This is a genomic window from Azospirillum sp. P4_B5, assembly GCF_056402275.1.
On the sequence record NZ_JBFUHT010000007.1, the window covers coordinates 99,431 to 125,203 of the forward strand.

Below are 25,773 nucleotides of genomic sequence, written 5' to 3' on the forward strand. Positions count from 1 at the left end.
CGGATGGAAAGTTGGGGGAAATCCCCCTCTGCCTTTTTTGGTTGCCTTTCAAGCAACCGGCTTGGTCGCTCATTCTTTGTCCGAAGCAGGACAAAGGATTTTCCATCCACAGCGTATTCGCCTCGTGCCGGCCTTGCGTTTGCCTTGCCAGCCGGCAGTGGTTGTCATTGGCGGGGGCGCACAGTAGAGTGCCGCGCCCGCCCTCCAAGCGGCAACGGATGGGCAGGAGCATGGGTTCATGAAGGCGCGTGAGGGTATTGTCGATGTCGTCTGAAGCCGCTACTCCCCAGATGGCCATCCAGGCGTCTGGCCTCGGCAAAGTCTATCCGATCTTCCGTAAGCCTCAAGACCGTCTGAAACAGATGATCTGCCGCGGTCGGCGCAAGTATTATGATGAATACTGGGCCTTGCGGGGGATCGACCTGACCGTCGCCAAGGGGGAGACGATCGGGATCATCGGCCGAAACGGGTCGGGGAAGTCCACCTTCCTGCAACTCGTCTGCGGCACGTTGACGCCGAGCTGCGGCACGCTGACCGTCAACGGGCGGATTGCGGCTCTGCTGGAATTGGGCGCCGGCTTCAATCCGGAGTTCACCGGACGCGAGAACGTCTACCTTGCCGCGTCGGTGCTCGGCCTCACCAACGAGCAGATCAACGAACGCTACGACGCCATCGTGGCCTTTGCCGGAATTGGCGATTTCATCGAGCAGCCGGTAAAGCTTTATTCCAGCGGCATGTACGCTCGGCTCGCCTTCGCCGTGGCGGCCCATGTCGATGCCGACATCATGATCGTGGATGAAATTCTCGCGGTCGGTGACGCCGCCTTCACGCAGAAGTGCATGCGCTTCATCCACAACTTCCGAGAAACCGGAACTCTGTTCTTCGTGTCGCACGACACCTCCCAGGTGGTCAGCCTGTGCGATCGCGCGGTTTGGCTGGACAACGGCGAGGTGCGAGAGATCGGCGCGGCCAAAGACGTCTGCTATCACTACATTGCCGATCTCCACAGCGAGCGCGACACCTCCAACAGCTTCCGCATCGGCGGCCGCCGCACGGCTCCAGCGGCCGCTGTCGCCGCTGTCCAAGATCCACGGGATGATCGTCTGAAATCCTCCCAACACCGCAACACCATCGAAATTTTCGAATTCAACAATGACAGCCCCTGGTATGGCGTGGAGGGCGCGCGCATTGTTGGCGTTCAGCTTCTCGATCCGCAGGGCAACATGCTGCCGTCGCTGGATGGTGGAGAGCAGGTGGTTCTGAAGGTGATCTGCCGTGCGGAGAAGGCGATCCACAGCCCGATCATCGGATTCTACATCAAAGACCGTCTCGGGCAGAATTTGTTCGGCGACAACACGTTCCTTTCCTATTGCGATGCCCCGTTGATGGTGGAGCCAGGGCAGGAATTCGCCGCGACCTTCCGCTTCCAAATGCCTTATCTGCCCGTCGGTGACTTCGCGGTCGTGGCGGCCATCGCCGAAGGCACGCAGCACGACCACGTCCAACACCACTGGGTGGATGACGCGCTTTTCTTCCGCGTCCATTCCAGCCATGTCTCCCGCGGGCTTGTGGGCATCCCCATGCTCGAGATCGCGCTGGAGGTCGAAGGCGCGCGCCAACCCGCCGGTTCCCAAGCGGCCCCCTGAGGACGCTCGACGCCGCGTCGCCGGGCGAGCGGGGCGGTGCCCAGGCCGGCGCGGCCTTCAGGACCGCGGCGTGCGCCGATGAAGGCTCACCAGGACAGCAGTGCTACGCCTGCAACGATCACAAGGATGCCGGCCAGCTGTTGGACGCCCAGGGGCTCGTTGAATACCAAGTTGCCGAGCACCGCAACGACAACGTAGGACAGGGAAACGCTCGGAAAGGCGATCGACACCGGAAGCCGCCGCAGGGCGATCAGGTAAAGCAATGCCGACGCGACATACAGAGACAAGCCGATAATGGTCGGAATGTGAAAAAGCTGCTTTATGAATGACTCGCTTTCAACGGCTCCTTTTTTTAGAAGTATTTGTCCTCCAACCCCAAGAATAATAGAAATTCCCAAAGAAATGTAATGGATCATGCGTCGTCGTCCTTGATTGGTCTGGCTTGAGAATTCTGCTTGTCTATTGATTCTGGGCTTTCTGGGATGACTGTCGCAAGACAAGCGCCTCTCAAAACCAGCCTCGGTTCAGGCGCGCCATAGCAGCAAGCCGACCGAAGCAAGGTCTTGAGAGGAGCTGACGGAGGAATCCCCTTGACGATGGAAGCCCAAGGGGGCCCGCAACGGTCGCCCTTTACAGATTTGGCGCGACGGAACGCAGCCCCTCGATGACGGCGGCAACCGCTTCGTCGCCAAGCTGAGGGTACATCGGCAAGCTGAGCACACGTCCGGCCATCCGCTCCGTCCGAGTCAGCCCTCCGGGTCCACAAGGCAGGCGGCCGAGATAGGCAGGCTGGAGGTGGACGGGCGCGGGGTAGTGGATGTTGGTCATGATTCCGCGCGTCTGCAACGCGGTGCGCAGGGCATCCCGGTTGGGCGTGTCGATGACGTACTGATGGAAAACAGGAACGGTGTTCGGGCGCCGGCGCGGGCGTTCGAGCGGCAGGCCTTCCAGCCCGCGGTCATAAGCCTCCGCGATGGCCTGCCGACGGGCGTTGTGCGCGCCCAGCCTTTCCAGCTTCACGCGCAGGATGGCCGCCTGGAGTTCGTCGAGGCGGCTGTTGTGCCCGGCGTCGTGGCTGATGTAGCGCTCCTTCCAGCCATATTCCCGCAGGTGGCGGAGCCGCTCCGCCAGGGCCGCGTCGTTCGTGACCAGAACACCGCCGTCGCCGAGCGCGCCCAGGTTCTTGGTGGGGTAGAGGCTGAAGGCGGCGATGGCGCCGAACGTGCCGACGATCCGGCCGTCGAAGGTGGCGCCGTGGGCCTGGGAGCAGTCCTCCAGCACCGGCACGCCGAAGCGCGCCGCGACCTCCATGATGCGGTCCAGGGCGACGGGGTGGCCGTACAGATGGACCGGGACGATCGCCTTGACGGGCGAGGACAGGCGGGCGCCGCCGGCCAGGCGCCCGTTCAGCACCTCCTCCAGCTGGTCGGGGTCCATGCCGTGGCAGGCGTCGACGTCGACCAGGACGGGCAAGGCGCCGGTCAGCTCGACGGCGGCGACCGTGGCGACCGCGGTGTGCGAGACGGTCACCACCGCGTCCCCCGGCCCCACGCCGAGCGCGCGCAGGCCGAGCACCAGGGCGTCCGTGCCGTTGGCCACGCCGACGCCGTGCGCAGCCCCGTTGAAGGCGGCGAACTCCCGCTCGAACGCGGAGACCTCGCGCCCCAGGATGTACCATCCGCTTTCCAGCACGCGGGTGATCGCCTGGTCGATGGCGGTGCGCTGTTCCAGATAGGCGGCCTTGGGATCCGTTTGGGGAATGACCGTGTTCGTCATCGGTGAGCGATAACCCTCTTGTGAGGAGCCCTGCATGGACGGTGCGGGATGCGCCTTCCTCGGTTCCTCTGGTTTGCCGAAAGCGGATGATGCGTGGTCGGACGAAGGAGGCGTCAGGCGCGCGCCGGCGGGCCCTTGGCGACGAGGGCCAGGAACTCGTCGTAATCCCGGACGTAGTCGTCCGGATCGTACGGATCGGACGCGAACACCAGCAGGACGGCGTCGGGCGAGTATTTGTACTGCACGCCCCAGATCATCGGCGGCATGTAGACCGCCAGATTGGGGGAGTCGAGCCGGATCTCCTCGCGCCGGGTGCCGTCGTCGACCATGACCGAGCAGGACCCGTGCGTGCAGATCAGGAACTGGTGGCAGACCTTATGCGCATGCTGGCCGCGGACGTTGCGTCCGGGCACGTCGAAGACCATGAAGAAGCGCTTGGGAAGGAACGGCACTTGGTCGGTGAACTCGCCCACCGTCAGCTTGCCGCGCATGTCGCCCACCAGGGGGAAGGTGTGCACGGTCACGCCGGGCACCGAGCATTCCCGCACGCCCACCTGCTGGGTCGTGTTGAAGGTGGCGGGCGTGTCGTGGACCGCGTTCGCGTAATTGACGATCGTCGCGGGGTTGCCGACGATGACCGCGTTGGCCGGCACGTCCCGTGTCACGACCGCGCCCGCCCCGACCATGGCGTTGGCCCCGATGCGCACGCCCGGCAGGATGGTGGCGTTGGCCCCGATCGAGGCGCCGCGCGCGACGACCGTCTGCGCGAAGCTCTCGGGATAGACCTTGCTGCGCGGAGACGGGTCGTTGGTGAAGGTGACGTTGGGGCCGACGAAGACGTCGTCCTCCAACCGCACGCCGTCCCACAGCTGGACGCCGCACTTGATCGTCACGCGGTCGCCGACGACCACGTCGTTCTCAATGAAGACGTGATCGCAGATGTTGCAGTCGCGGCCGATTCGGGCGCCCGGCAGCACATGGGCGAACGCCCAGATCCGGGTTCCGTCGCCGATGGATTTGGACTCGCACAAGCCCTGGGGATGGACGAAGACACTCATTGCGGGGGGCCACCTAGGAAGTGCTCGCGTGACATTTCGATGAAGTTGGGCCGGCGCTTGGTGTTCTCGAAGGCTCTCCAGATGTACGAGCCGAGCAGACCAAGCCCGAAGATGTTCAGGGCGCCAAAGAACATGATGCTCAACATGATCGGAGTGTAGCCAGAGACATCGATCAGACCGAGCGCCCAGAACAGCAGGACGAGCCCTCCGATCAGGATCGAGGCTACGACGCCAAGAAAACCGAACACATTCAGCGTGATGATCGGCAGACTGGAGAAGGCGAACATGCTGTCGGTCATGTAGCGGAATTTGCGCCGGAAGGTCCATCCGCTTTTGCCGATCTTGCGGGCGCGGCGATGGTAGGGGATTTCCCGGCGCTTGAAGCCGACCCACAGCAGCAGCCCGACCAGGGTGCTGTTGGACTCCTCCAGCGCGAGCAGGCAGTTCCGGACCTTCTGGTTGCATCCGAACATGTCCACGCCGCCGCGCGGCATCTCGTGCTGGATGAACCGGCAATAGACGGCCCAGAACAGGGTCGAGAACAGCGTGCTGAGCCCGGGATCCTCGCGCGAAGCCCGCACGCCCAGCGCCACGTCGATCCCCTCGTCGCGCAAGGCCAGGAACATGTCCCTCACGAGTTCCGGGGGCTCCTGGAGATCGGCGGCCATGACGGCGAACAGCGGGCCCGTTGCCGCGGCCAGGCCGGTCCGGATCGCCGCGAAGGAGCCGAAATTGCGGGAAAGGCAGATGACGGTGGACCGGAACGTCGCATGGACCAACCGGCTCGACAGCTCCCCGTATGAATTGTCCGGGCTGCCGTCGACGACGAACACGACTTCCAATTGATGATCAAGGTTTTTGTTCAGCCGCTCAATCTCAATAATGAGTTCTGGAATTGATCCTTCGTTCTTGTAAACCGGAATTATTAGGGAATACATGGAGCGGCCCAAGGATCTTTCGACAAATGATCTGAATGTAAGCTTTGGGAGCGCCGAGTATCTGCAACCAAAGGCCCTGTCGGCCTTGTAGCATGCGGAGAGGGGAAAGTACAGGCTCGGGGGGCCGGTCTTAGCCTTTGCTTGGCGCGGACGGAGTCGGCGCGCCACGCGGGTTTGTCTCGGGCCTGCCCCAATTCCCGCGCGCATCGGGACGGCGCGCGGGAATGGGGTTGGAGCAATTTTTCCCCATGACGCCGTGGTGAAGCTGGGATAAGCAGGCTCCGCCCCGCCCCCCGCTCCGATCGAAACGGCCACAAGTCCATGGAACGCCTGTCCCGAATTTTTGCAACGGTCGCGGTGGCTTTTCCCGCTCGGAAGGGAAGCCGGTCATGGCCCGACGTCTTCGTCCTGGCCGTCGTCCTGGCCGGCCTCGTCTATACGGTGCTTGCCTGGACGCCGTCGTCCTATGGGGTGGCCCTCGGCGGGATCGGCGCGTCGGGCGAGGGGCTGGTGGTCGGCACGCCGAAGCCGATTCGGTCCGACGAATGGGCAGTGTGGACGCCCTTTGTCCAGATTGCGGTCAACAACGGCTTCGGGCGCTTCAACGCGTTGTCTCCCTATACCGAGGACCTGCGAAACTTCAACGCCCTGCCGCTGCTCGACTGGGGGCTGGCGTTCAAGCCGCAATTCTGGCCCTTCTTCGCGGTCGACCCGGCCTGGGCCTTCTCCTTCTCGCACGCCGTCCTCATCGTCCTGTTCCTGACGGGTTACCATCGCCTGTTCGTCGCCTTCGGCTTCAGCCGGGCCTGGTCGGCGGCGGCGGCCTGCGCGCTGTTCTTCACCAGTTACGCCCAGTTCTGGTGGACAACGACGGGGCCGCTCCTGGCGATCTTCCCCTGGCTGCTGCTGGCCGCCCTCGCCCGGCTGCCCTGGTACCTGCACGCGGCGCTGATGGCCTATGTGACGGCCTTCTGGCTCCTCAGCCACCTGTACCCCCCCATCATCGTTCCACTGGCCTTCGCCGGCGGGGCGCTGCTGCTGGCCTTCCGGCCGGAGGCCCTGCGCCCGCGCAGGCTGCTGCCCTGCCTGCTCGGGGCCGCGGTCGGGATCGGGCTGACCTGGCTCTATCTGCATGAGCCGATCCGGGTGATGGCGGCGACGGTCTATCCCGGTTCGCGCTCGCTGGACGGCGGCGGCGTGCCGCTGCCGCTCTACCTCGCCCAGTTCCTCCCGTTCCTGGTCAGCACGGATGACTACCGGGACCTGCTCGGCCTGAACATCTGCGAGGTGGCGACGGGCGGAAGCCACCTCCTGCTGCTGGCGCTGGTGTTCCTCGACTACGGCCAGCTCGGGACGGTCCTGCGCCATGGCGGCCCCGCGCGAACGGCGCTGCTGCGTCAGCTTGCCCTGCTGCTGGCCGCCTTCGCGCTGATGTCGGTTTGGATGCTGGCTCCGATCCCGAGCAGCTGGGGGCGCCTCCTGCTGTGGGACAAGGTGCCGGGCAACCGCATGGTCTTCGCCACGGGCCTGCTTCTGCTCGCGCTCGCGCTCGTGCTGCTGCGGGCCGGGGCGGTGCGGCTGTCCTGGGGACGCTTCGCCGTCGCGGCGCTGACCGTGGGGCTGGCCTGGGCGGCGGCGAACGGCGGCCTGAACAACCTCGCGGGGCGGCTCGCGAACAACCTCACCGACCTCGCCATCCTGCCGCCGCTCGCCGTCGTGGTCTGGCTGGGGATGCGCGGCAGGCTGTCCGGGGCACAGGGCAGCTTCGCCCTGATCCTCTGCGCCCTGGCCGTCAACGCGGTCGGCTTCGGCGGCTTCAACCCCATCCAGTCCGCTTGGCCGATTTTCCACCGTCCGGCCACGCCGGTGACCGCCGCCTTCGCCGAGAGCGCCGCCGCCCACCCCCAGGGATGGGTCGTGCGCGGTGGTATGTTGCCGGGGGCGGTGATGCAGGGGCTGGGCTACCGGTCGCTCCAGCATGTCCAGATCGCACCTGAGTTGGGATTTTTCCGGCCCTACTTCCCCGAGATTGACGACGCGGTTTTCAACCAGCTCTTCAACCGCTACGCCCATATCCAGATCGTGCCCGGCCTGCCGGCGCCGGGCTCGCCGCAGGCCGACGTGATCCAGCTCCCGATGGAGCGGTTCCTGCCGCCCCCGCAGGATCAGCGTGGGGAAACCGCGCCCGGAGCGGCGCAGTAGCGCATACGCTTGGCGTGCTCTCTCCGAGGGTGACGGTGTCGAGGATCAGGCGGTGCGCAGAATGCGGGCAGGATGGGGGCTCCCGGGAACTCGCTTCCAGTGCCTGCCGACCGGATCACGGCTCGACCGCCGCCACGTCACACGGCAACATTCTCCAGGGAAGGAGCCGCTTACCGCATCGCCCCTTCCGACGCGGCTGCCCGCTCTGGCCATCCCCGGATCAATGTGGCAAGCCAGATGCCGATGCTTCGGACCAGGACGGCGAGGACCAGAAGCAGGGCGACGCCAGCCATGGCGAGGGCAGCGTTCATTCCCGTTGGCGCATAGGTGAACTCCACCCGCGCGGCCCCCGCCGGCAGTTCGATGGTTTGAAACGTGTCGTCGGACAATCCAATTGGCACGGGCTTCCCGTTGATGGTCGCCTGCCAACCGCGCATATGCACTTCCAAGCGGACCAACATGGATGGGTACATGCAAACGCTGTCGATGCGGTCCCGCGTCACCGGGGTCAGCTTGCAACCCTCGGCCGAAACATAATTCCGCACTCCCGGAACTTCGTAAACGTCCATGGTCGGGCTGCGATAGACGGGCGTCAGGCCAATATGGGCGGTGAATCGCACCTCCGGCGCATAATTGTCCTTGAGCGGACCGATCGGCCCGGCGGCCGAAAAGGGCGTGGCGTCGGCCTTCGGTCGGATCCACAGCGCCAAGGGCCGTTCGCCGTCGAGTTTCTCGAAGCGCAGGGTGTAGTCCTGGTCGGCGGCGATATGCACCAGGCGGGACAACCTGACAGTCAGCAGGCTATTGTCTTGTGCCTGGCCGATATCCGACACCCCGTCGGCGCAGCCATCTTGCGCGCAGAGCGTCACCTTCGCCCAGCCGTTCGCCGTGTTGCCGTAGGTCGCGATCAGCAGGGAGACTTCCGACACGGTCATGTCGCGTTCGAACGGCAGGCGGCCGGTCATCTCGACCCACTCGTCCGCCGCGACGGCGTGGGGCGTGTGCCCTTGCGGTTCCAGGCGGACGGCCGTTTCGGCGCCAATGCTTGGTCCGCCGAGCACGTACTTTACGCCGGCCTGGGCGTACCGGGGAAGGCGTTCGTGGAAGAGCTTTTCCCGGTCTGCCCGCTGCTCCGGTTCCAAATAGGGAAACCAGGGTTGGAAGATCGTCGGGTTGGCATAAGGGTCCAGGTGTTTCCTGATGTAGTCGGCGGTGCGCTGCGGCGTCGGAAGATTATCGTAATGAAGCGCTGCGATGCCAAAAAGGGTTCCGTAGTTCGGCCCCAGGCGGTGCTCGGCCGTTTCGGCGACCCGTTGGAATCCGATGTTCGACTTCAGGAATGCGACGACATCGGTATCGAGCGTGCCCGTGCGCGGATAAGACAGATAGGGAACCAAGAACCACGCTGTCGCCTCCCCTATGAGAAGCACCGAGAGCACGATGGCGGCCCGTCCCGTCCCCGCGAGGTGCGAAGCCCATAAGGTCGCGAAGGAAAGCAGGGCCACGGCGACGAACGCGCCGATGAGGAAACCCGCCTGTATGTCGGTCGCGATCTTCCAGAGATCGCTGACCGGCGGAAAGGCTGGCACCGCGGCCAGGGCGACCGACAACAGGGTGGCGGCGACCGCCCACGCCATGACCCGCCTCAAGACCGGCCGCGGCAGGTGCGGAACCCGGTCGAGGAACAAGGCGGTCAGGAATGCGAAGCAGAAGATCCAACTCGGGTTCAGGTACCGGAACGAGGCGGCGATCCTCGCCAAGGGCAAAGCCATGAAGGCCTGATAGACCCCAGGCAAGCCGTGGCTTACCCCTATGGCGATGACGATCCACGCCGCCAGGAGGACCTTCACCGGCCGCCGATCGGCTAGGAACACCCCAGCAAAAGCCAAGACCACCGGCATGAAGCCTATGTACCCGCCAGTGCCAGACCACACGGACGCGATGGCGGAGACCGGAGCGTCGAAAATCGGCCCGTAAGCATACGGCATCAGATATTGGAGAAGCGCGGCGGAGGAGAGCCAGCTTCCGTAGAAGCCGTGGTCGCTGTGTCCCGACAAGGCGGCTTCGGTTAGGAATTCGGCAAAGGCCAGAAGAAGCGGTGCGCTGAGGGCACCAGCCAAAAGAGCCGTCAGCAGCAGGTTCAGGATGAAGCGCCGGATCTGCCAGGCGTCCATCCCAGCGCTGCGAAACACCACCCAGCCGATCAGCAGGAGCGAGTAGAGATACACCTGTTCCGGAAAACCGGCATAAAGCGCCAGGGCGGCCATGGCTGCGCCCAAGCAAACCGGCGGTAGGCGCCAGGACAAGGGCGCCTCGGCGATGGCGGCGGACCGCAGGGATTCGATGGTGAGGAACAGCCAGGGTAGGAACGCCACGGGATTGAAGACCGCGTTGCGCAGCCACGCGAAAACGCCGTTTACCTCGAACAGAAGGGCGGCGGCCAGAGCGGCTCCTTTGCGCAGACCGAACGCTCGCAGGAACAGGTAGGTGCCGGTTCCGGCCAACGCCTGCAGTAACGCCTGTTCGATTACCTGCCCGTGCGGCAAGGCCAGCAGCCACGTCGGCGGAAAAAGGGCGGCCGACTGCATTTCACCCAGCAGCGGCGCCCCCAGCCCTTCGAAGTGATTCCACAGCGGGAGGTGGCCGGACAGCACGTCGAACGCAGCTCGCGCGCCTAGCGAAAGTGACGTTGTGCCGATGTTCGGGTCGATTGTGGGCAATCCGGGCAGCAACGCTGAGCCGACGCCGATGCCAAGACCACTGTATAGATACAGAGGGTTCGTTAGGAATGGGCCAAAGATACCGAAAATTATTAACATTGCCGGAATAAATACGATCGACAACGCAACATATGTCCTAGGTGATCGCAATATTAGTGTCCAATATTTCATAATAAATTTCCAGTCATTAATTAATGACGGCGTATGAGCGGTCGTTGTTTTTGCGCCTGTCTCTGGGTCTTGGCCACACTGTAACGCCGGTGCCTGGATCAGATCCCTGTAGACCGCATGTCCGGAGGGGTGGTGCCTGGCGCTGGGATGGAGAGGTAGCGCATGCGCTTGGCCTCGCGGCGTCCCAGCGTGACGGTGTCGAGGATCAGGCCGCAGGTGAGGCTGAGGAAAGCGAGGAGCATGAGGCCGGTGGCGAGGACGGCGGTGGGCAGGCGCGGCACGAGGCCGGTGTGCAGGAAGGTCGTCACCACCGGCCAAGCGAGCAGAACCGCGGCGGCGGCGAGCAGCCCGCCGAAGGCGCCGAAGAAAGGCAGCGGACGCTCCTCCTTCACCAGATTGAGGATGGTGCGCAGGATGCGGACGCCGTCGCGGATGGTGTTGAGCTTGCTGTGCGAGCCGGGCGGGCGGTCCTTGTAGGGCGCCTTGATCTCGGCGATGGGCATGTTCAGCTCCAGCGCGTGGACGGTCAGCTCGGTCTCGGTCTCAAAGCCGCTGGCCAGGGCCGGGAAGGACTTGATGAAGCGCCGCGAGAAGACGCGGTAGCCGGACAGCATGTCCTGGATGCGGTCGCCGAAGATGCGCGCGACCATGCCGGTCAGCAGCTTGTTGCCGAAGCGGTGGCCGGGCCGATAGGCCTTGACGATCTCGGTGACGCGGGCGCCGTTGACCATGTCGAGCTGGTCGTCCCACAGCCGCTTGACCATCAGCGGCGCGGAGGGGGCGTGATAGGTGTCGTCGCCGTCCACCAGCACATAGACGTCCGCCTCGATGTCCGAGAACATCCGGCGCATGACGTTGCCCTTGCCCTGCAACGGCTCGTGGCGGACCACCGCGCCGGCGGCCTTCGCCACCTCCGCTGTGCGGTCGGACGAGTTGTTGTCGTACACATAGACCGTGGCGTCGGGCAGCGCCGCCTGGAAGTCCCGCACGACCGAGGCGATCGCTGCCTCTTCGTTGTAGCAGGGGATCAAGACCGCCACCACGGGAGCCATATCCGGTTCCGGGGCCGGGACCGGCGTCCGGGCGGGGATGGCGCCGGGCTCCACGACGGCCGTCGACGATTCGGCGGTTGCAGGTCCGGTAATGGGCGGCGGCATGATCGACGTGTTTATCATTGAAAGTGTATCGCGGTGTGGATATGAGGTGCCCGGTCGAGCTTTTCCGGATGGACGAAGTTAGCCGACCGGTGGATGGCAATCAATCGTGGTCTTATCCACCCTCACTATTACGACTTCATGGTCACGTAAAAAGTCCGTGCCCTGAGGTGGGGAGGATACGAGCATGACTTGCCGTGCTTTGCTGCTCGACCGTGATGGCGTGGTGAACATCGATCATGGCTATGTCGGCCATCGCGACCGGTTTGAGTTTGTGGGCGGCATCTTTTCTCTGGCCCGCCACGCGGTGGACTGGGGATTTCGCATCGTCGTGATCACCAATCAGGCTGGCATCGCCCGCGGCCGCTATACCGAAGCGGACTTCTTGGTGCTGAGCGACTGGATGCGGGATGTCTTCCAAAGCCACGGCGTGGAGATCGCCGGGGTCTTCCATTGCCCCTATCACCGCGATGGCGTGGTGGAACGCTACGCCCGCGACAGCTTCTGGCGCAAGCCGAACCCCGGCATGATCCTGGAGGCGGCCCGCCGCTTCGGCCTCGCCCTGCCCGCTTCGGTGTTCTTGGGCGATCAACCGACCGACATGGAAGCGGCGTTGGCGGCCGGCGTGGGGCGGCGTGTCCTGCTGGCGGAGGGCGGCCAGGGTCCTGCCGGAACGGCGGCGACCCTGACGATCGCCCGTCCCGCCGACCTGATCCCGCACCTGTCCTGACGGGGGCAGACGCGGGTCGGCGGCGGGTTCAGGCCAGACGCGCCGCCACCTCGTCGGCGATGGCGAGGCAGGAGGTCAGGCCCGGCGATTCGATGCCGAACAGGGTGACGAGGCCGGGGACGCCGTGCGCCTCCGGCCCCTGGATCAGGAAATCGGCCTGCGGCTGGCCGGGGCCGCTCAGCTTCGGGCGGACGCCGGAATAGGCCGGGACGAGGGCGCCGTCAGGCAGGCCCGGCCAGTAGCGCCGGACCTCGCCGTAGAAGCCGTCGGCGCGCCGGGGATCGACCGCATAGTCGATACGGTCGTAATCCTCCGGGCTCAGCCATTCCACGTCGGGGCCGAAGCGGGCCTGTCCGGCAAGATCGAGCGTCAGATGGACGCCCAAGCCCCCCTCCACCGGAACCGGATAGACCAGACGTGAAAAAGGGGAACGCCCCTGGGCCAGAGCGTAGTAGTTGCCCTTGGCCAGCACGCGCGGGGGAATCCGATTCGCGGGGAAACCGCCCAGGTTCCGCACCACGGCCCAGGCGCCCAGCCCGGCGGCGTTGACCAGGGTGGTGCAGGCGATGCGCATCGGCTCCGCCCCGCCGACCTCCAACTCGAAGCCGTCGGCGGCGCGGTGGGCGCGCTCCAGCGGGCTCAGCAGGGCGAGCATGGCGCCGGCCTCTTCCGCATCGCCCCGAAGCGCCAGCATCAGGCCATGGCTGTCGATGATGCCGGTGGAGGGCGACAGCAGGGCGCCGACGCAGCGCAGGTTGGGTTCCAGCGCCGCCGCCTCGGTGGCGGAGATCCAGCGCAGGTCGTCCACCCCGTTGGCTGCGGCCTGCGCCTGGATGGCCGCCAGCCTGGGCAACTGGGCCTCCTCGGTGGCGACGATGAGCTTGCCGATGCGCTTGTGTTCGACTCCATGCGCCGCGCAATAGGCGTACAGCGCGTCGCGTCCGGCCACGCACAGCCGCGCCCGGACGCTTCCCGTGGGATAATAGATGCCGGCGTGGATGACTTCCGAATTGCGTGAGCTGGTGCCCGTGCCGATGGCGTCGGCCGCTTCCAGAATCACCACCTCCCGGCCGGCGCGGGCCAGCCGCCGGGCGGCCGCCAGCCCGACCACCCCCGCCCCCACCACCACGCAGTCCACCCGCTCCATCGCGTTCCTCTCCGATCCGCCAGCCTGATCCACGAGGCCCGATCCTCAGGCCCAATCCCCCGGCATGGCATAGAAACGCCAGACCGGCCCCGCCGCACAAGGCCGTACAAGGTCGCGCCGCGCCGTTCCCCGTGGAGACCGGGAAACCGGTGTGGGAGTTCACCCGTCCTGGGCCGCCGCCTCTGCCGGAAGGCGGTGCGACGACCGGGGCGCCGAAGGGGGCTGGGCGTACCGCGAAAGGGGAGCGGGTGCATCCGTGTGACGGCCATCCGCCCTTCCCCTCCCTTCGAAAATGCGGAGTAGGAAGGGGGCTAGCCCCTCCCGCCCCTCTTCCGGAAGCGCCGGATTATCCGGGTGTCTCCAATAAAACCAAAAATATTCGACTGATAAACTCACTTCAGACGGGCTTGTCTTTTGGCAGATCATGGTAATACGGAGGAGCTTGGATTGTTTCTTCTTAGAGGATTGCAGGAATATACCATCAAAATTCATGTCATAGGATGTCGCCGCCTTCCCAATGTCCGCGAAGGAGGCGATCTGGCATCCCAACGATCACAACAAAATCCACGGAGAGTCTCCCTTGACCGAAGTCATCATCGCGGACGCTGGCCTTGAGGATCTCGACGGACTGCTCAGCCACCGCCGCCCCGGCGTTCAGGTCACGCTCGTCTCCGCCGCTGACGATGGCCACGCCGTGCTGGCCGCGACTCTCGCCGCCCGCCCGTCCGTCCTGCATCTGGTCGCCCATGGCGAACCGGGACGGGTCCTGATCGGCGCCCAGCCGCTGGACGCACGGTCGCTGCTCGACCGCTCCTGGCCGGACGCGCGCGGCACCGAGATCCACATCCACGCCTGCCATGCCGGTGCGGGCGAGGCGGGCCGCCTGCTCCTCGACCGCTTGGCCGCCGCCACGGGTGCGGTGGTCGCCGCCTCCTCGGGGCCGGTCGGCCCGGCGGAGCGGGGAGCCTCCTGGAAGCTCGACGTGCGCACCGCGCCCGTGTTCACCCCCTCCCCCTTCGCCGGGGTCGAGGGCGTTGGAGCGCGCGGCTGGGCCCACGAGCTGGCCGTTACCGGCACCCCGACCGACGGCAACGACACGCTGACCAGCGATGACGCGGCGGACAACATCAACGGCGGGGCCGGAAACGACATCCTGTTCGGCAACGGTGGCAACGACACGCTGATCGGCGGGGTCGGCCACGACACCATGGACGGCGGCGCCGGTGCCGACGTGTTCGACGGCGGCGACGGCTTCGACGTCGTCACCTACGAGAACGCCACCACCGGCATGGTCATCGACATCGGCAACCCGGCGAACAGCACGGGCGACGCCGCGGGCGACAGCTTCACCGGCATCGAGCGCTGGATCGGCTCCAACTTTGCCGACACCATGAGGGCCGGAAACGACCCCGTGTGGTTCTGGGGGCACGCGGGCGACGATGTGGAGATCGGCGGCGCCGGCAACGACACGATGGAGAGCGGCGACGGCAACGACACCGTCTATGGCGGCGCCGGCGACGACCAGATCTACAGCCGCGCCGACAACGACGTTCTCTATGGCGAGGACGGCAACGACCTGATCTACGGCGGCTGGGGCAACGACATGCTCGACGGCGGCGCCGGCAACGACACCCTGTTCGGTGAAGGGGACACCGACACCATCAACGGCGGTGACGGCGACGACAGCATGGACGGTGGCCAGGGCAACGACCTGATGAACGGTGGTGCCGGCAACGACACGCTGATCGGCGGCATCGGCCACGACACCATGGAGGGCGGCGCCGGCGCCGATGTGTTCGACGGCGGCGACGGCTTCGACGAGGTGACCTACGCGAACTCGACCGCGGGCATCGTTCTGGATCTGCGCAACCCGGCGAACAGCACGGGCGACGCCGCGGGCGACAGCTTCACCAACATCGAGCGCTGGATCGGCAGCGAGTTCGACGACCGTCTGGTCGGTAACGACGACGGCGTCTGGTTCTGGGGCCACGGCGGCAACGACGTCGAGATCGGCGGCGCCGGCAACGACACGATGGAAAGCGGCATCGGCAACGACACGATCTACGGCGGCGGCGGCGACGACCGGGCCTTCGGGCGGGCCGACGACGACATGCTGTACGGCGAGGCCGGCAACGACCTGCTGGCCGGCGGCGGCGGCAACGACATGCTCGATGGCGGCACCGGCAACGACACGCTGATCGGTGACTGGGGCGTCGACACGATGATCGGCGGCGACGGCGACGACGTGTTCTACAGCGGCGCGCACGACCCCCTGCCCGAGGCCGACATCATCCAGGGCGGTGCCGGCAACGACACCTTCATCATCGCGGCGCAGAGCGACGCCGGGACGGTGACCTACGACGGCGGCGACGGCACCGACACGCTGCGCATCAGCTCCGACAACGTCGCCGATCCGGAGAACAAGATCACCACGGCGACGCCGCAGATCGACATCTCCGGCATGACCTTGACCAGCATGGAGAGGCTGGAACTGGTCGGCAGCGTCCGCCACGCGGTGACGATGACCGTCGCCCAGGCCAACGGCTTCGCCAGCATCGCCGGCGCCACCGGCGGCGACGTCTTCACCATCACCGGTACGGCGATGGGCGGCGCGGTCACCGCCGGCAACGGCGGCCAGCTCACCGCCGGGCAGGTCCAGGCGGAGACGGTGAACGGTGTCACCCTGCTGCACATCGGCACCGACGCCACGGCGGGCGCCGACGTCACCCTGCGTTTCGCCGGGGGCTTCACGGCGGACCAGTTCCAGGTCAGCGGCAGCGGAATCACCCTGAGCGGGACGCCCTCGACGCCGACCACGGAACCCCCGACCACGACTCCCCCGACGACGGAGCCGCCGACCGGTACCCCGCCGACCACCGAGCCGCCGGTGGACAACCGTCCCTTCACGCCGATGCAGCGCACGGTGAACGGCGTGACGGAGGACGTGAAGGCCTACGCCTATGACGGTCCGGTCTCCGGCCTGCAGTGGAGCTTCCTGGGCGACGACCGCGGCGAGGTGCTGGGCGGGTCCGACGGCAACGACTTCCTCAACCTGTTGGGCGGCGACGACGCGGCGGCGGGCGGGAGCGGCGACGACGTGCTGGACGGCGGCGCGGGCTCCAACTGGCTGATCGGCGGCTCGGGCAAGGACACCTTCTTCGTCGATGCCCGTGGGGGGGCGACGACCTGGTCCACCGTCACCGATCTGGAGCAGGGCGAGTGGTCCACCCTGTGGGGGTATCAGGAGGGCGTCTCCAAGCTGTCCTGGGAGGAGATGGGCGGCGCCGAAGGCTACAAGGGCGCCACGGTCCGCTGCGACATCGACGGCAACGGCACCATCGACGCCAGCATGACCTTCACCGGCAAGGCCGTGGGCGCGATGAGCATGACCACCGGCTCGGTGAACGGCCAGGACTACATCGCCTTCATCAACCTGTGACCTGAGACGGACGAAGCCTTCAAGCGCCAGCCGTCTCACCTTTTCAATCGATGCTATCGCATTGATCTGTCGGGTTCGACCGTTGGCGGATGATGAAAGCCATCATCCGCCAACGGTGTAAGATGGTCCGAAAAGCGCCGGCCCGGAGACCGCTCCGGGCCGGCTTTTTTCTGGATGGGGCGCGGATGGTCCGTTGGGTGGGGTAGCCCGTTCTGGCATATCGCCCCTCGAAATTGTTCGGCGGGGTCGCCGTCTTGCCCTCAACCTCTCTTGATGGGCATGTCGCCTATCTGGATCTCATAAGACATCTCATGATCATATGAATGATGATTTTCTGATCATCAAATAAGATAACGCACCAATTAAGTTGCCATGATGACGACGTGTTATTTCTTCTTGGGCAATTGCAGGATGCATCTCCGAAGGCGCATGTGAATGGGTGTCGCGCTACCCCGTATCCGTGAACGATGCGACCGGGCGCCCCAGCGATCACCACAGAATGCACGGAGAGTTTCCCTTGAACGAAGTCATCATCGCGGACGCTGGACTTGAGGATCTCGACGGGCTGCTCAGCCGCCGCCGTCCCGACGTCCAGGTCATCCTCGTCTCCGCCGCCGACGATGGTCATGCCGTGCTGGCCACGGTGCTCGCCGCGCGTCCGTCCGTCCTGCATGTGGTCGCCCATGGCGAGCCGGGACGGGTCCTGATCGGCGCCCAGCCGCTGGACGCATGGTCGCTGCTCGACCGCTCCTGGCCGGATGCGCGCGGCACCGAGGTTCACATCCACGCCTGCCATGCCGGCGCGGGAGCCGAGGGCCGTCTGCTCCTCGACCGGCTGGCCGCTGCCACGGGTGCCACGGTCGCCTCCTCCTCGGGGCTGGTCGGCCCGGACGCGCTGGGCGCCTCCTGGACGCTCGACCAGAGCACCGCGCCCGTCGTCACCCCCTCCCCCTTCGCCGGGGTCGAGGGCTGGGGCCATGTGCTGGCCGTGACCGGCGCCCCGACGACGGGTCCCGACCTGCTGACCAGCGACGACGAGCCCGACGTCATCGAGGGTGGCGCCGGCAACGATACGCTGATCGGCGGCGGCGGCAACGACACGCTGATCAGCGGGGCCGGCGCCGACGTGCTGAATGGCGGGGGCGGCTTCGACGAGGCGTCCTACGAGACCGCCACCACGGGCATCGTGCTCGACCTGCTGACCCCAGGCAACAGCACGGGCGACGCCGCGGGCGACAGCTTCATCGACATCGAGCGCTGGGTCGGCAGCAACTTCGACGACACCATGGTGGCCGGCAACGACCCCGTGTGGTTCTGGGCTCATGACGGCGCCGACTCGGTGACCGGCGGGGCCGGCAACGACACGCTGGAGAGCGGCAACGGCAACGACACCGTCCATGGCGGGGCCGGCAACGACCAGATCTTCGGGCGCGCCGACGACGACATGCTCTACGGCGACGACGGCGACGACCTGCTGGTCGGCGGCGGCGGCAAGGACAGTCTGATGGGCGGGGCCGGCAACGACACGCTGGTCGGCGACTGGGACGCCGACACGATGGTCGGCGGCGATGGTGACGACGTGTTCTACAGCGGCGAACACGGCACCATGGACGAAGCCGACGTCATCCAGGGCGGCGCCGGCAACGACACCTTCATCATCGCCGCCCAGGGCGATGCCGGCACGGTTTCCTACGACGGCGGCGACGGCACCGACACGCTGCGCATCAGCTCCGACGATGTGACCGATCCGGAAGGCAAGATCACCACGGCGACGCCGCAGATCGACCTCTCCGGCATGACCCTTACCAGCGTGGAAAATCTCGATCTGGTCGGCAGCGCCCGTCACACGGTGACGATGACCAACGCCCAGGCCAACGGATTCACCAGTGGCATCACCGGGGCCATGGTGGGCGACGCCTTCACCATCACCGGCACGGCGATGACCGGGACGGCGACCGCCGGAAACGGCAGCCAGCTGACCACCGGGCAGGTCCAGGCGGCGACGGTGGACGGCGTCACCCTTCTGCACATCGGCATCGACGCCACGGCGGGCGCCGACGTCACCCTGCGCTTCGCCGGCAGCTTCACCGCCGGGCAGTTCCAGATCAGCGGAAGCACCGTCACGCTGGTGGATGCGCCCACCACGCCGCCGACCACGGAACCCCCCACCACGACTCCTCCGACGACGGAGCCGCCGACCACCGAACCTCCGACGACGACTCCCCCGACGACGGAGCCGCCGACCGGTACCCCGCCGACCACCGAGCCGCCGGTGGACAACCGTCCCTTCACGCCGATGCAGCGCACGGTGGACGGCGTGACGGAGGACGTAAAGGCCTACGCCTACGACGGTCCGGTCTCCGGCCTGCAGTGGAGCTTCCTGGGTGACGACCGCGGCGAGGTGCTGGGCGGCTCCGACGCCAACGACTTCCTCAATCTGCTGGGCGGCGACGACGCGGCCTGGGGCGGGGCGGGCGACGACGTTCTGGACGGCGGCGCGGGCTCCAACTGGCTGATCGGCGGATCGGGCAAGGACACCTTCTTCGTCGATGCCCGTGGGGCGACGACGACCTGGTCCACCGTCACCGATCTGGAGCAGGGCGAGTGGTCCACCCTGTGGGGGTACCAGGAGGGCGTCTCCAAGCTGTCCTGGGAGGAGATGGGCGGCGCCGAAGGCTACAAGGGCGCCACGGTCCATTGCGACATCGACGGCAACGGCACCGTCGACGCCAGCATGACCTTCACCGGCAAGGCCGTGGGTGCGATGAGCATGACCACCGGTTCGGTGGACGGCCAGAGCTACGTGGCCTTCATCAACCTGTGATCCGAGACGCTGTGGTCTGAGACAGCGCCGAAAAGCGCCGGCCCGGAGCCCCCTCCGGGCCGGCCTTTTTCTGTTGATGCCGGCTGTTGATGCAACAGGGATGACTGTCAACCTTGACCGATTCGGGGCTCCGTCGTATCGGTTGAACACGGCAAGCGCATTCGCTGTGGAGGTTGACGTGCGTGGCGAAGACATGAGGCTCCTGCGCGAGGAGCGCAAACTTTCACAGCCGGATTTCGCGGCCTGGCTGAACGAGCGGCTGGAGCGGCGCTACGACCGGTCCAAGATCTCCCGCTGGGAAAGCAACAGCGAGAAGATCCCCGACGCGGTGGTCCGTTTCCTGCTGAAGGAGACGACGGTGGTGGACGGCAAGCACGGCCCGGCGCTGGTCGTCTGCCTCGCCAACCAGAAGGGCGGGGTCGGCAAGACCACCTGCACGGTCAACACCGCCAGCATCCTGGCGCGCGAGGGCTACCGCGTGCTCATCATCGACGCCGATCCGCAGGCCAACGCCACGGCGCATCTCGGCATCGACCTGATCGAGTACGAGGAGGGCCGGCGCAAGTCGCTCGCCCATGTGCTGCGCGAGGAGGTCGCGGTCGAGGACATCGTGGTCCCGGTCGGCGACATCGGGTTGGAGATCGCCCCGTCGAGCATCGAATTGGCGTCGGTCGAGGTGGAACTGACCGCCGATCCCAGCGGTCCCATGGCCCTGCGGGAGCGGCTGCAGGACGCGAGGGCCGCCTACGACTTCATCTTCATCGACTGTCCACCGAACCTGGGTCAATGCACGGCCAACGGTCTGGTGGCGTCGGACGTCATCGTTATCCCCTGCCAGACCGAGTATCTGTCTTCCATTGGCGTGAACCATCTGCTGAAGACGATCAACAAGCTGAAGCGGCGCTGCCACCCCAGCCTCGCCGTCCTGGGCATCCTGCCGACCATGCACAACGCCCGGCTGAACCAGCATCAGGTGACTCTGGAGCAGCTTCACAGCGCGCTGGGCGGCACGCTGCGCATCTTCCCGCCGGTGCCGCGGGCGACCATTTACGGTGACGCCGCCCTTGCCGGCCGCGCCGCTCTGGAGGCGGTGCCCGACGCGCCGGGAGCGTCCTCCTACCGGGCGCTCGCCGACGCCATCGCCGCGGAACGGCACAAGCGTGTGGAGGTGGCCCATGTCGCGTAAACTTGGGACCGGGAACCTCGCCCGGCTGAACGCTATGAGCCGCGGCGCGCTCGCCGTCTTCGCGGAGCCGGAGCAGGGCGTGAAGCTCGTCTACCCGGATGTGGAGTGGATCGAGGCCAACCCCAACCAGCCGCGCCGCCGCTTCGACGAGGCGGACCTCGCCGCGCTGACCGACTCCATCCGCAAACACGGCCTGCAGCAGCCGATCGGTGTGCGGGAGCTGGGGCCGAGCCGTTTCCAGCTCGTCTTCGGAGAGCGGCGCCTGCGTGCGGTCCGCGCGCTCGGCCAACAGACGGTGCCCTGCATCCTGGTGCCGGACGGCATCGACACCGCCGAGGTGGCGGTGGTGGAAAACGTGCTGCGCGCCGACCTGACGCCGTTCGAAGAGGCGGATGCCTTCGTGGCCCTGGTGGAGAAGCACGGTTATTCCCACGCCGATCTCGGCCAGATCATGGGGCGTGACCGGGCCGAGATCACCCGGACCATCGCCCTGACGAAGGTGTCCGCCGCGGTGCGCGAGCGGTATGAAACCGCTCCCAGGAAGCTCGCGCGCTACAAGCTGTACCAGGTCGCCGCCCTCGACGATCCGGAGGCGCAGCTTCGCCTGTGGGACACGCTGGTCAGCGACCCCCTGCCCGCCGTCCCCCCCCAAGCCGGGGATGCCGGCGCACCGATGCAACGGCCGGTCCGTCGGGAGGACGAGCCCGAGGTCGTGCTGAGCGCCTTCAGCCTGCGCGTGTCCCGCAACATCCTGCGGACACGGGACGCTTTGCAGGCGTTTCAGGAAAAGCCGAAGCGGCTGGACGGTGTGGACCGCGAGGTTCTGCGCGCGTTGCGCAGCACCATCGACGCCATTCTGGACGACGATCCAGAGTGACATGCGGTGGTGAGAATTCTCACCGTTATCCCTTTATGGGCATAGCGGTGAKAATTCTCACCGTCCGGAGACCACCTTTTCCGGCGGCGATGATCTCTGGCCAATGCTCCGGTTCAAGGGCGAGGACCTCATGACCGCGGCTCGTCGCAGCGCGCCACTTTCCAGGAGGTCCGCGCTGCCGCCGGGTGACGAATTCCCCGTTTGTGTCCTCTGGGAAGCGCCTCCACACCCCGGTTGCATTTTGCCGGGATCGGTATCACTGTGGCGCCCGCCCGTTGGACTGTCGTCCGGACCACCGGCCTTTGCCGGCTGCCGCGCTTGGCTTGCCCTGTTCGGCGGAGGCCCGGTTGCTTCCGAACACGTTGTCACGGACCCTATTCATGACTGTTGAGAGTTTCGAGGACACTGCAGCCGGTGCTCCCACCCGAACCGGTGACGCAGCTTCCCTGTCGCCCCGTCAGGAGAGCGTGCGGATGCTGTTCGACAGCCTTGCTCCCGAGCGCGACCGCTGGGTCGAGCGCAACAGGGCCTTTCATGAGGCCGACCGCGCCTATCTGCGTTTCCTCATTCCGGAAAACGCGTCGATTCTGGAGATCGGTTGCGGCACGGGCGACACGCTGGCCTTCCTGGAGCCGTCGCGCGGGGTGGGCATCGACCTCAGCCCGGCGATGATCGAACGGGCACGGCAGCGCCATCCGGGGCTGGAATTCCACACCGGCAACGCGGAGGACCCCGCCGTCCTGGCGGAGATCGAAGGGCGCTTCGACGTCATCCTGCTGTCCGACACCGTCGGCTTTCTCGACGACATCGAGGAGACGCTGCGCCAACTCCATCGCTTCGCCACGCCGCAGACGCGCATCATCGTCAGCTACCATTCCCGCCTGTGGGAGCCAGTCCTGGCCGCCGCCGAGCGGTTCGGCCTGAAGATGCCACAGGGGCAGATGAATTGGCTGTCGAGCGCCGACATCGCCGGCCTGCTGACCCTCGCCGGCTGGCAGCCGGTGAAGCGGGAATGGCGGCAACTCGTGCCGCGCCGGCTGCTCGGTCTCGGCACGCTCATCAATCGCAGCATCGCCCCGTTGCCGGGGGTCCGAAAACTCTGCCTGCGCAATTATGTCGTGGGACGCCCGATTGCCAGGGCACAGGAACGGCAGCCGTCCTGCACCGTGCTGATCCCCTGCCGGAACGAGCGCGGCAACATAGAGAACGCCATCCGTCGCATGCCGCGCTTCTGCCCGGATGTGGAGGTGATCTACGTCGAGGGCAACAGCCAGGACAATACCTACGAGGAATGCCTGCGCGTCCAGGCCGCCTATCCGGACTGGGACATCAAGGTCATGAAGCAGCCGGGCAAGGGCAAGGGCGACGCGGTGAGGGCCGGCTTCGCCGCGGCGCGGGGCGACATTCTGATGATCCTCGACGCCGATCTGACCGTGCCGCCGGAAAGCCTGCCGAAATTCTACCGCGCCATCGCGTCCGGGCAGGGGGAGTTCATCAACGGCACCCGGCTGGTCTATCCGATGGCCGACGAGGCCATGCGCTTCCTGAACTGGATCGCCAACCGCGCCTTCGCCCGCATCTTCTCTTTCCTGCTGAACACGCGCTTCACCGACACGCTGTGCGGCACGAAGGTGCTCTGGCGGCGCGACTACGACCAGATCGTCGCCAATCGCCATTACTTCGGCGACTTCGATCCGTTCGGCGATTTTGACCTGATTTTCGGCGCGTCGAAGCTCAATCTGGAGATCGTCGAGGTGCCGATCCGCTACGCCGACCGCAGCTATGGCGAGACGCAGATCAGCCGCTTCACCCACGGTTGGCTGCTGCTGCGGATGGTGCTGTTCGCCTGGAAAAAGCTGAAGGCGCTTTGATCATCCCCGGCAAGGCGAGGACCTGCCCCTTCTGAGGAGGGGCGGGCGCGAGGAATCGCGCGTGTGACTGCGCACCGGGAGCGGGGCGTATCGTCACGGCGGTGCGCCTTGCTGCCCGTCCATCCGGTTGTCACGGAATCGTCGACTGTCGCGCCCACTTAAGAATTTTTCCTACCTCTAGATCGAGTTCCCGACGGAAGCGGAGGCCATTGTTTTCGCTGTCCTCTGCGGCCCGGATATCTTCGCCAAACGGCCGATTTGGAAACGGAACGCGGCGCCGCTGAGGTCGAGGCCGAAAGCCGAGGCTTCGAAGGGCGGTCTTGCGCGGTCCCCCTTGCGATCCATGCCCATCCGGGGTGACGGGCGTGGTCACAGGCTTTCCGGCGCCGTCCAGACGCGGAAGGCTTGACGCCCGGTGAGGTCGGCCACCAGCCCGCGGCGGCGCAGGCCGTCGAGCAGCGTCTGGGCGGCGCGCGGGGTGACGCCGAGCGCGGCGGCGAGGGCGGTGGCGGACACCCCCGGCCGCGCCACCAGCACCTCGACCGCGCGCGGCAGCGCCGAGGCCCGGCGGCCTTCTCCCGCGGCCTCCTGCAGGCGGCCGCGCCAAGAGTCCAGGTTGCGGTGGAGTTGCAGGCCGCGCTCCGCCGCCCGCGCCGCCGCCTCGGCGAAGAGACACGGCCAGAGCGCCGGGTCGTCCGGGGTGTAGGCGGCGCGGGCGCCGAGCCAACCGACGTTCATCAGCGGCAGCGGCGCCTCCAGCAGGCCGGTGCGGACCAGCCAGGCCGCGGCGAGCTGGCGGCCGGGCGTGCCGCCGAGCAGGGCGGCGGCGCCGCAGCGGTGCCAGTGCCCGACGAAGCGGGCGGCGGCGAGCAGCGGCGGCTGGCCCTCCAGCTCCCTGAGCCACGCCGGGTCGAGCGCCTCGACCAGGGCGTCGTGGATCGCCGCGCGGTCGGGGACGAAGAGGCCGGTCCAGGCGGGCAACCGGCCGGGACCGGGCGTCCGGGTGGCCGCGGCCGGACGGCGGTGGCCGGCGCCGGCGAGCAGCCGGGCCGGGCGGAAGAGGTGGCGCGGCGACCGGCGCAGCAGGTGGCGCAGCAGGGCGAGCACCAGGGCGGCTCGGGCGACGTCGGGGTTGGACGGCCCAGTGGCGATTCCGAGGTCGTGGTCGCGCAGGACGCGGGGATTGACCGCCGGCCCGTGATCGAGGCGGACGGCGGCGGCGGCGTCCTCGAGCACCATCCGGGCTTGCCAGCCGGCGCGCAGCGCGGGCGGCGAGCGGGCGAGGCGCTCGTCGAGGCGGACCAGCGCCGCCGTGGCGGCGGCGACCGCGGCGACCAGCGGCGGCGTTGCTCCGCTCAGCGGCGCGGGCGCCGGCTCCTCGTCGACCGGCGGCCGCCAGTCCATGTCCTCCTCGGCGTCGTCATCGTCCCAGGCGCGGCGGGGCGGCAGGGCGTCGTTGTCGGGGCGCCACCGGCTCACCGTCGCCCTCCGGAGGGGCGGCGCGGCGGGTCCCAGCGGGCGGCGGTAGCGGGGCGGGGGAGGAGACGCGGCATCGGTGATCCGGGCGGGTGGGAGGACAGCGTTGCTCGATGAGGAGCGCTCAGGGACGATAAAAACCAGTAGGTTGGAAGACAAGAGCGAAGCTAGGAGGCATTTGGCTTCTCTTTGCCGGAGTCCGCGGGGCGGCTGGCTTTGATAAACCACCGATAAGCGCAGCTATCGCCCGTTTATTAGTGTCGTTATCGGGGGGATCCGTTTAGAAGCCGGCTTTCCGCGGCTTCCGCCCCGTCCCGGCCGCCGCTTTGCAGACCAGATCCGTTTAGAAGAGAGTGAATCGATTTAGAGCTGGACCGCCGCTGCTTAGATCGGCCGCTCCAAGCGCGTCAGGGCGCTCGATCCCAGCCAGATCGCCGGGCCATTCCGCACATGTCCGTAGCCCGGTTTTGCGGTCCGCGGTCCGGCGCCCTGATCCACGTCGCAGATCTCCTTTGGGACGCTCCCGATCACGGGACGGCCGACCGTACGGTCGCTGTA

16 protein-coding genes are annotated in these 25,773 nt (G+C 66.7%); 8 read left to right on the forward strand and 8 right to left on the reverse strand.

Annotated elements, in window-relative coordinates; translation table 11 throughout:
* Window positions 1-263 precede the first annotated feature (263 nt).
* The gene (locus AC1DVI_RS07540; RefSeq protein WP_476957410.1) at window positions 264-1,646 is read left to right on the forward strand and encodes an ABC transporter ATP-binding protein; all 1,383 of its coding nucleotides are present in this window, start codon (window positions 264-266) and stop codon (window positions 1,644-1,646) included.
* Window positions 1,647-1,732: 86 nt separating this feature from the next.
* On the opposite strand, the gene AC1DVI_RS07545 is transcribed toward AC1DVI_RS07540, so the two are convergent.
* The 4 genes from AC1DVI_RS07545 to AC1DVI_RS07560 all read right to left on the reverse strand — a co-directional run bounded on the left by AC1DVI_RS07545 (window position 1,733) and on the right by AC1DVI_RS07560 (window position 5,430).
* Window positions 1,733-2,062 carry a DMT family transporter gene (locus tag AC1DVI_RS07545; RefSeq protein ID WP_476957411.1) on the reverse strand — a complete coding sequence of 110 codons (330 nt, stop codon included), beginning with the start codon at window positions 2,060-2,062 and terminating at the stop codon, window positions 1,733-1,735.
* A gap of 214 nt (window positions 2,063-2,276) precedes the next feature.
* Window positions 2,277-3,422 (reverse strand): DegT/DnrJ/EryC1/StrS family aminotransferase, encoded by a 1,146-nt coding sequence (locus tag AC1DVI_RS07550; RefSeq protein WP_476957412.1) that lies wholly within the window; start codon window positions 3,420-3,422, stop codon window positions 2,277-2,279.
* A gap of 113 nt (window positions 3,423-3,535) precedes the next feature.
* Window positions 3,536-4,480: a WxcM-like domain-containing protein gene (locus AC1DVI_RS07555; protein WP_476957413.1), complete on the reverse strand. Its 945-nt coding sequence runs from the start codon at window positions 4,478-4,480 to the stop codon at window positions 3,536-3,538.
* The gene (locus AC1DVI_RS07560; protein WP_476957414.1) at window positions 4,477-5,430 is read right to left on the reverse strand and encodes a glycosyltransferase family 2 protein; all 954 of its coding nucleotides are present in this window, start codon (window positions 5,428-5,430) and stop codon (window positions 4,477-4,479) included. The genes AC1DVI_RS07555 and AC1DVI_RS07560 overlap by 4 nt, the downstream gene beginning before the upstream one ends.
* Before the next feature lie 345 nt (window positions 5,431-5,775).
* Between AC1DVI_RS07560 and AC1DVI_RS07565 the strand changes: the two genes are divergently transcribed.
* Window positions 5,776-7,620 (forward strand): DUF7657 domain-containing protein, encoded by a 1,845-nt coding sequence (locus AC1DVI_RS07565; protein ID WP_476957415.1) that lies wholly within the window; start codon window positions 5,776-5,778, stop codon window positions 7,618-7,620.
* 170 nt (window positions 7,621-7,790) lie between these two features.
* On the opposite strand, the gene AC1DVI_RS07570 is transcribed toward AC1DVI_RS07565, so the two are convergent.
* Window positions 7,791-10,463, reverse strand: coding sequence for a hypothetical protein (locus AC1DVI_RS07570; RefSeq protein WP_476957416.1), 2,673 nt, complete (start codon window positions 10,461-10,463; stop codon window positions 7,791-7,793).
* A gap of 146 nt (window positions 10,464-10,609) precedes the next feature.
* Window positions 10,610-11,563, reverse strand: coding sequence for a glycosyltransferase family 2 protein (locus tag AC1DVI_RS07575; protein WP_476957417.1), 954 nt, complete (start codon window positions 11,561-11,563; stop codon window positions 10,610-10,612).
* 289 nt (window positions 11,564-11,852) lie between these two features.
* Between AC1DVI_RS07575 and gmhB the strand changes: the two genes are divergently transcribed.
* A complete protein-coding gene (gene gmhB, locus AC1DVI_RS07580) occupies window positions 11,853-12,395 on the forward strand; it encodes a D-glycero-beta-D-manno-heptose 1,7-bisphosphate 7-phosphatase (protein WP_476957418.1) in 543 nt (180 codons plus the stop codon).
* A 28-nt stretch (window positions 12,396-12,423) separates the two neighbouring features.
* On the opposite strand, the gene AC1DVI_RS07585 is transcribed toward gmhB, so the two are convergent.
* Window positions 12,424-13,542, reverse strand: a complete 1,119-nt coding sequence (locus AC1DVI_RS07585) for an NAD(P)/FAD-dependent oxidoreductase (RefSeq protein ID WP_476957441.1) — start codon at window positions 13,540-13,542, stop codon at window positions 12,424-12,426.
* Between the two features lie 580 nt (window positions 13,543-14,122).
* On the opposite strand from AC1DVI_RS07585, the gene AC1DVI_RS07590 reads away from it, so the two are divergent.
* The 5 genes from AC1DVI_RS07590 (at window position 14,123) to AC1DVI_RS07610 (ending at window position 23,739) form a co-directional block, all read left to right on the forward strand.
* Window positions 14,123-16,981, forward strand: a complete 2,859-nt coding sequence (locus AC1DVI_RS07590) for a DUF4347 domain-containing protein (protein ID WP_476957419.1) — start codon at window positions 14,123-14,125, stop codon at window positions 16,979-16,981.
* A 517-nt stretch (window positions 16,982-17,498) separates the two neighbouring features.
* Window positions 17,499-19,805, forward strand: coding sequence for a DUF4347 domain-containing protein (locus AC1DVI_RS07595; RefSeq protein WP_476957420.1), 2,307 nt, complete (start codon window positions 17,499-17,501; stop codon window positions 19,803-19,805).
* 178 nt (window positions 19,806-19,983) lie between these two features.
* A complete protein-coding gene (locus AC1DVI_RS07600) occupies window positions 19,984-20,991 on the forward strand; it encodes an AAA family ATPase (protein WP_247888480.1) in 1,008 nt (335 codons plus the stop codon).
* On the forward strand, window positions 20,981-21,868 hold the full coding sequence (locus AC1DVI_RS07605) for a ParB/RepB/Spo0J family partition protein (RefSeq protein WP_476957421.1): 888 nt from the start codon (window positions 20,981-20,983) through the stop codon (window positions 21,866-21,868). The genes AC1DVI_RS07600 and AC1DVI_RS07605 overlap by 11 nt, the downstream gene beginning before the upstream one ends.
* Before the next feature lie 473 nt (window positions 21,869-22,341).
* The gene (locus AC1DVI_RS07610; RefSeq protein WP_476957422.1) at window positions 22,342-23,739 is read left to right on the forward strand and encodes a glycosyltransferase; all 1,398 of its coding nucleotides are present in this window, start codon (window positions 22,342-22,344) and stop codon (window positions 23,737-23,739) included.
* Between the two features lie 369 nt (window positions 23,740-24,108).
* Here the strand turns inward: AC1DVI_RS07610 and AC1DVI_RS07615 are convergent, their stop codons facing one another.
* A complete protein-coding gene (locus tag AC1DVI_RS07615) occupies window positions 24,109-25,218 on the reverse strand; it encodes a helix-turn-helix domain-containing protein (RefSeq protein ID WP_476957423.1) in 1,110 nt (369 codons plus the stop codon).
* Between the last annotated feature and the right edge of the window lie 555 nt (window positions 25,219-25,773).

What these genes read in the sequence shown, in the direction of transcription:
- AC1DVI_RS07555 (WP_476957413.1), bottom strand. Translation starts at nt 4,480, where the DNA reads ATGAGTGTCTTCGTCCATCCCCAGGGCTTGTGCGAGTCCAAATCCATC.
- AC1DVI_RS07540 (WP_476957410.1), top strand. Translation starts at nt 264, where the DNA reads ATGTCGTCTGAAGCCGCTACTCCCCAGATGGCCATCCAGGCGTCTGGC.
- AC1DVI_RS07550 (WP_476957412.1), bottom strand. Translation starts at nt 3,422, where the DNA reads ATGACGAACACGGTCATTCCCCAAACGGATCCCAAGGCCGCCTATCTG.
- AC1DVI_RS07575 (WP_476957417.1), bottom strand. Translation starts at nt 11,563, where the DNA reads ATGGCTCCCGTGGTGGCGGTCTTGATCCCCTGCTACAACGAAGAGGCA.
- AC1DVI_RS07585 (WP_476957441.1), bottom strand. Translation starts at nt 13,542, where the DNA reads ATGGAGCGGGTGGACTGCGTGGTGGTGGGGGCGGGGGTGGTCGGGCTG.
- AC1DVI_RS07610 (WP_476957422.1), top strand. Translation starts at nt 22,342, where the DNA reads ATGCTGTTCGACAGCCTTGCTCCCGAGCGCGACCGCTGGGTCGAGCGC.
- gmhB (WP_476957418.1), top strand. Translation starts at nt 11,853, where the DNA reads ATGACTTGCCGTGCTTTGCTGCTCGACCGTGATGGCGTGGTGAACATC.
- AC1DVI_RS07605 (WP_476957421.1), top strand. Translation starts at nt 20,981, where the DNA reads ATGTCGCGTAAACTTGGGACCGGGAACCTCGCCCGGCTGAACGCTATG.
- AC1DVI_RS07545 (WP_476957411.1), bottom strand. Translation starts at nt 2,062, where the DNA reads ATGATCCATTACATTTCTTTGGGAATTTCTATTATTCTTGGGGTTGGA.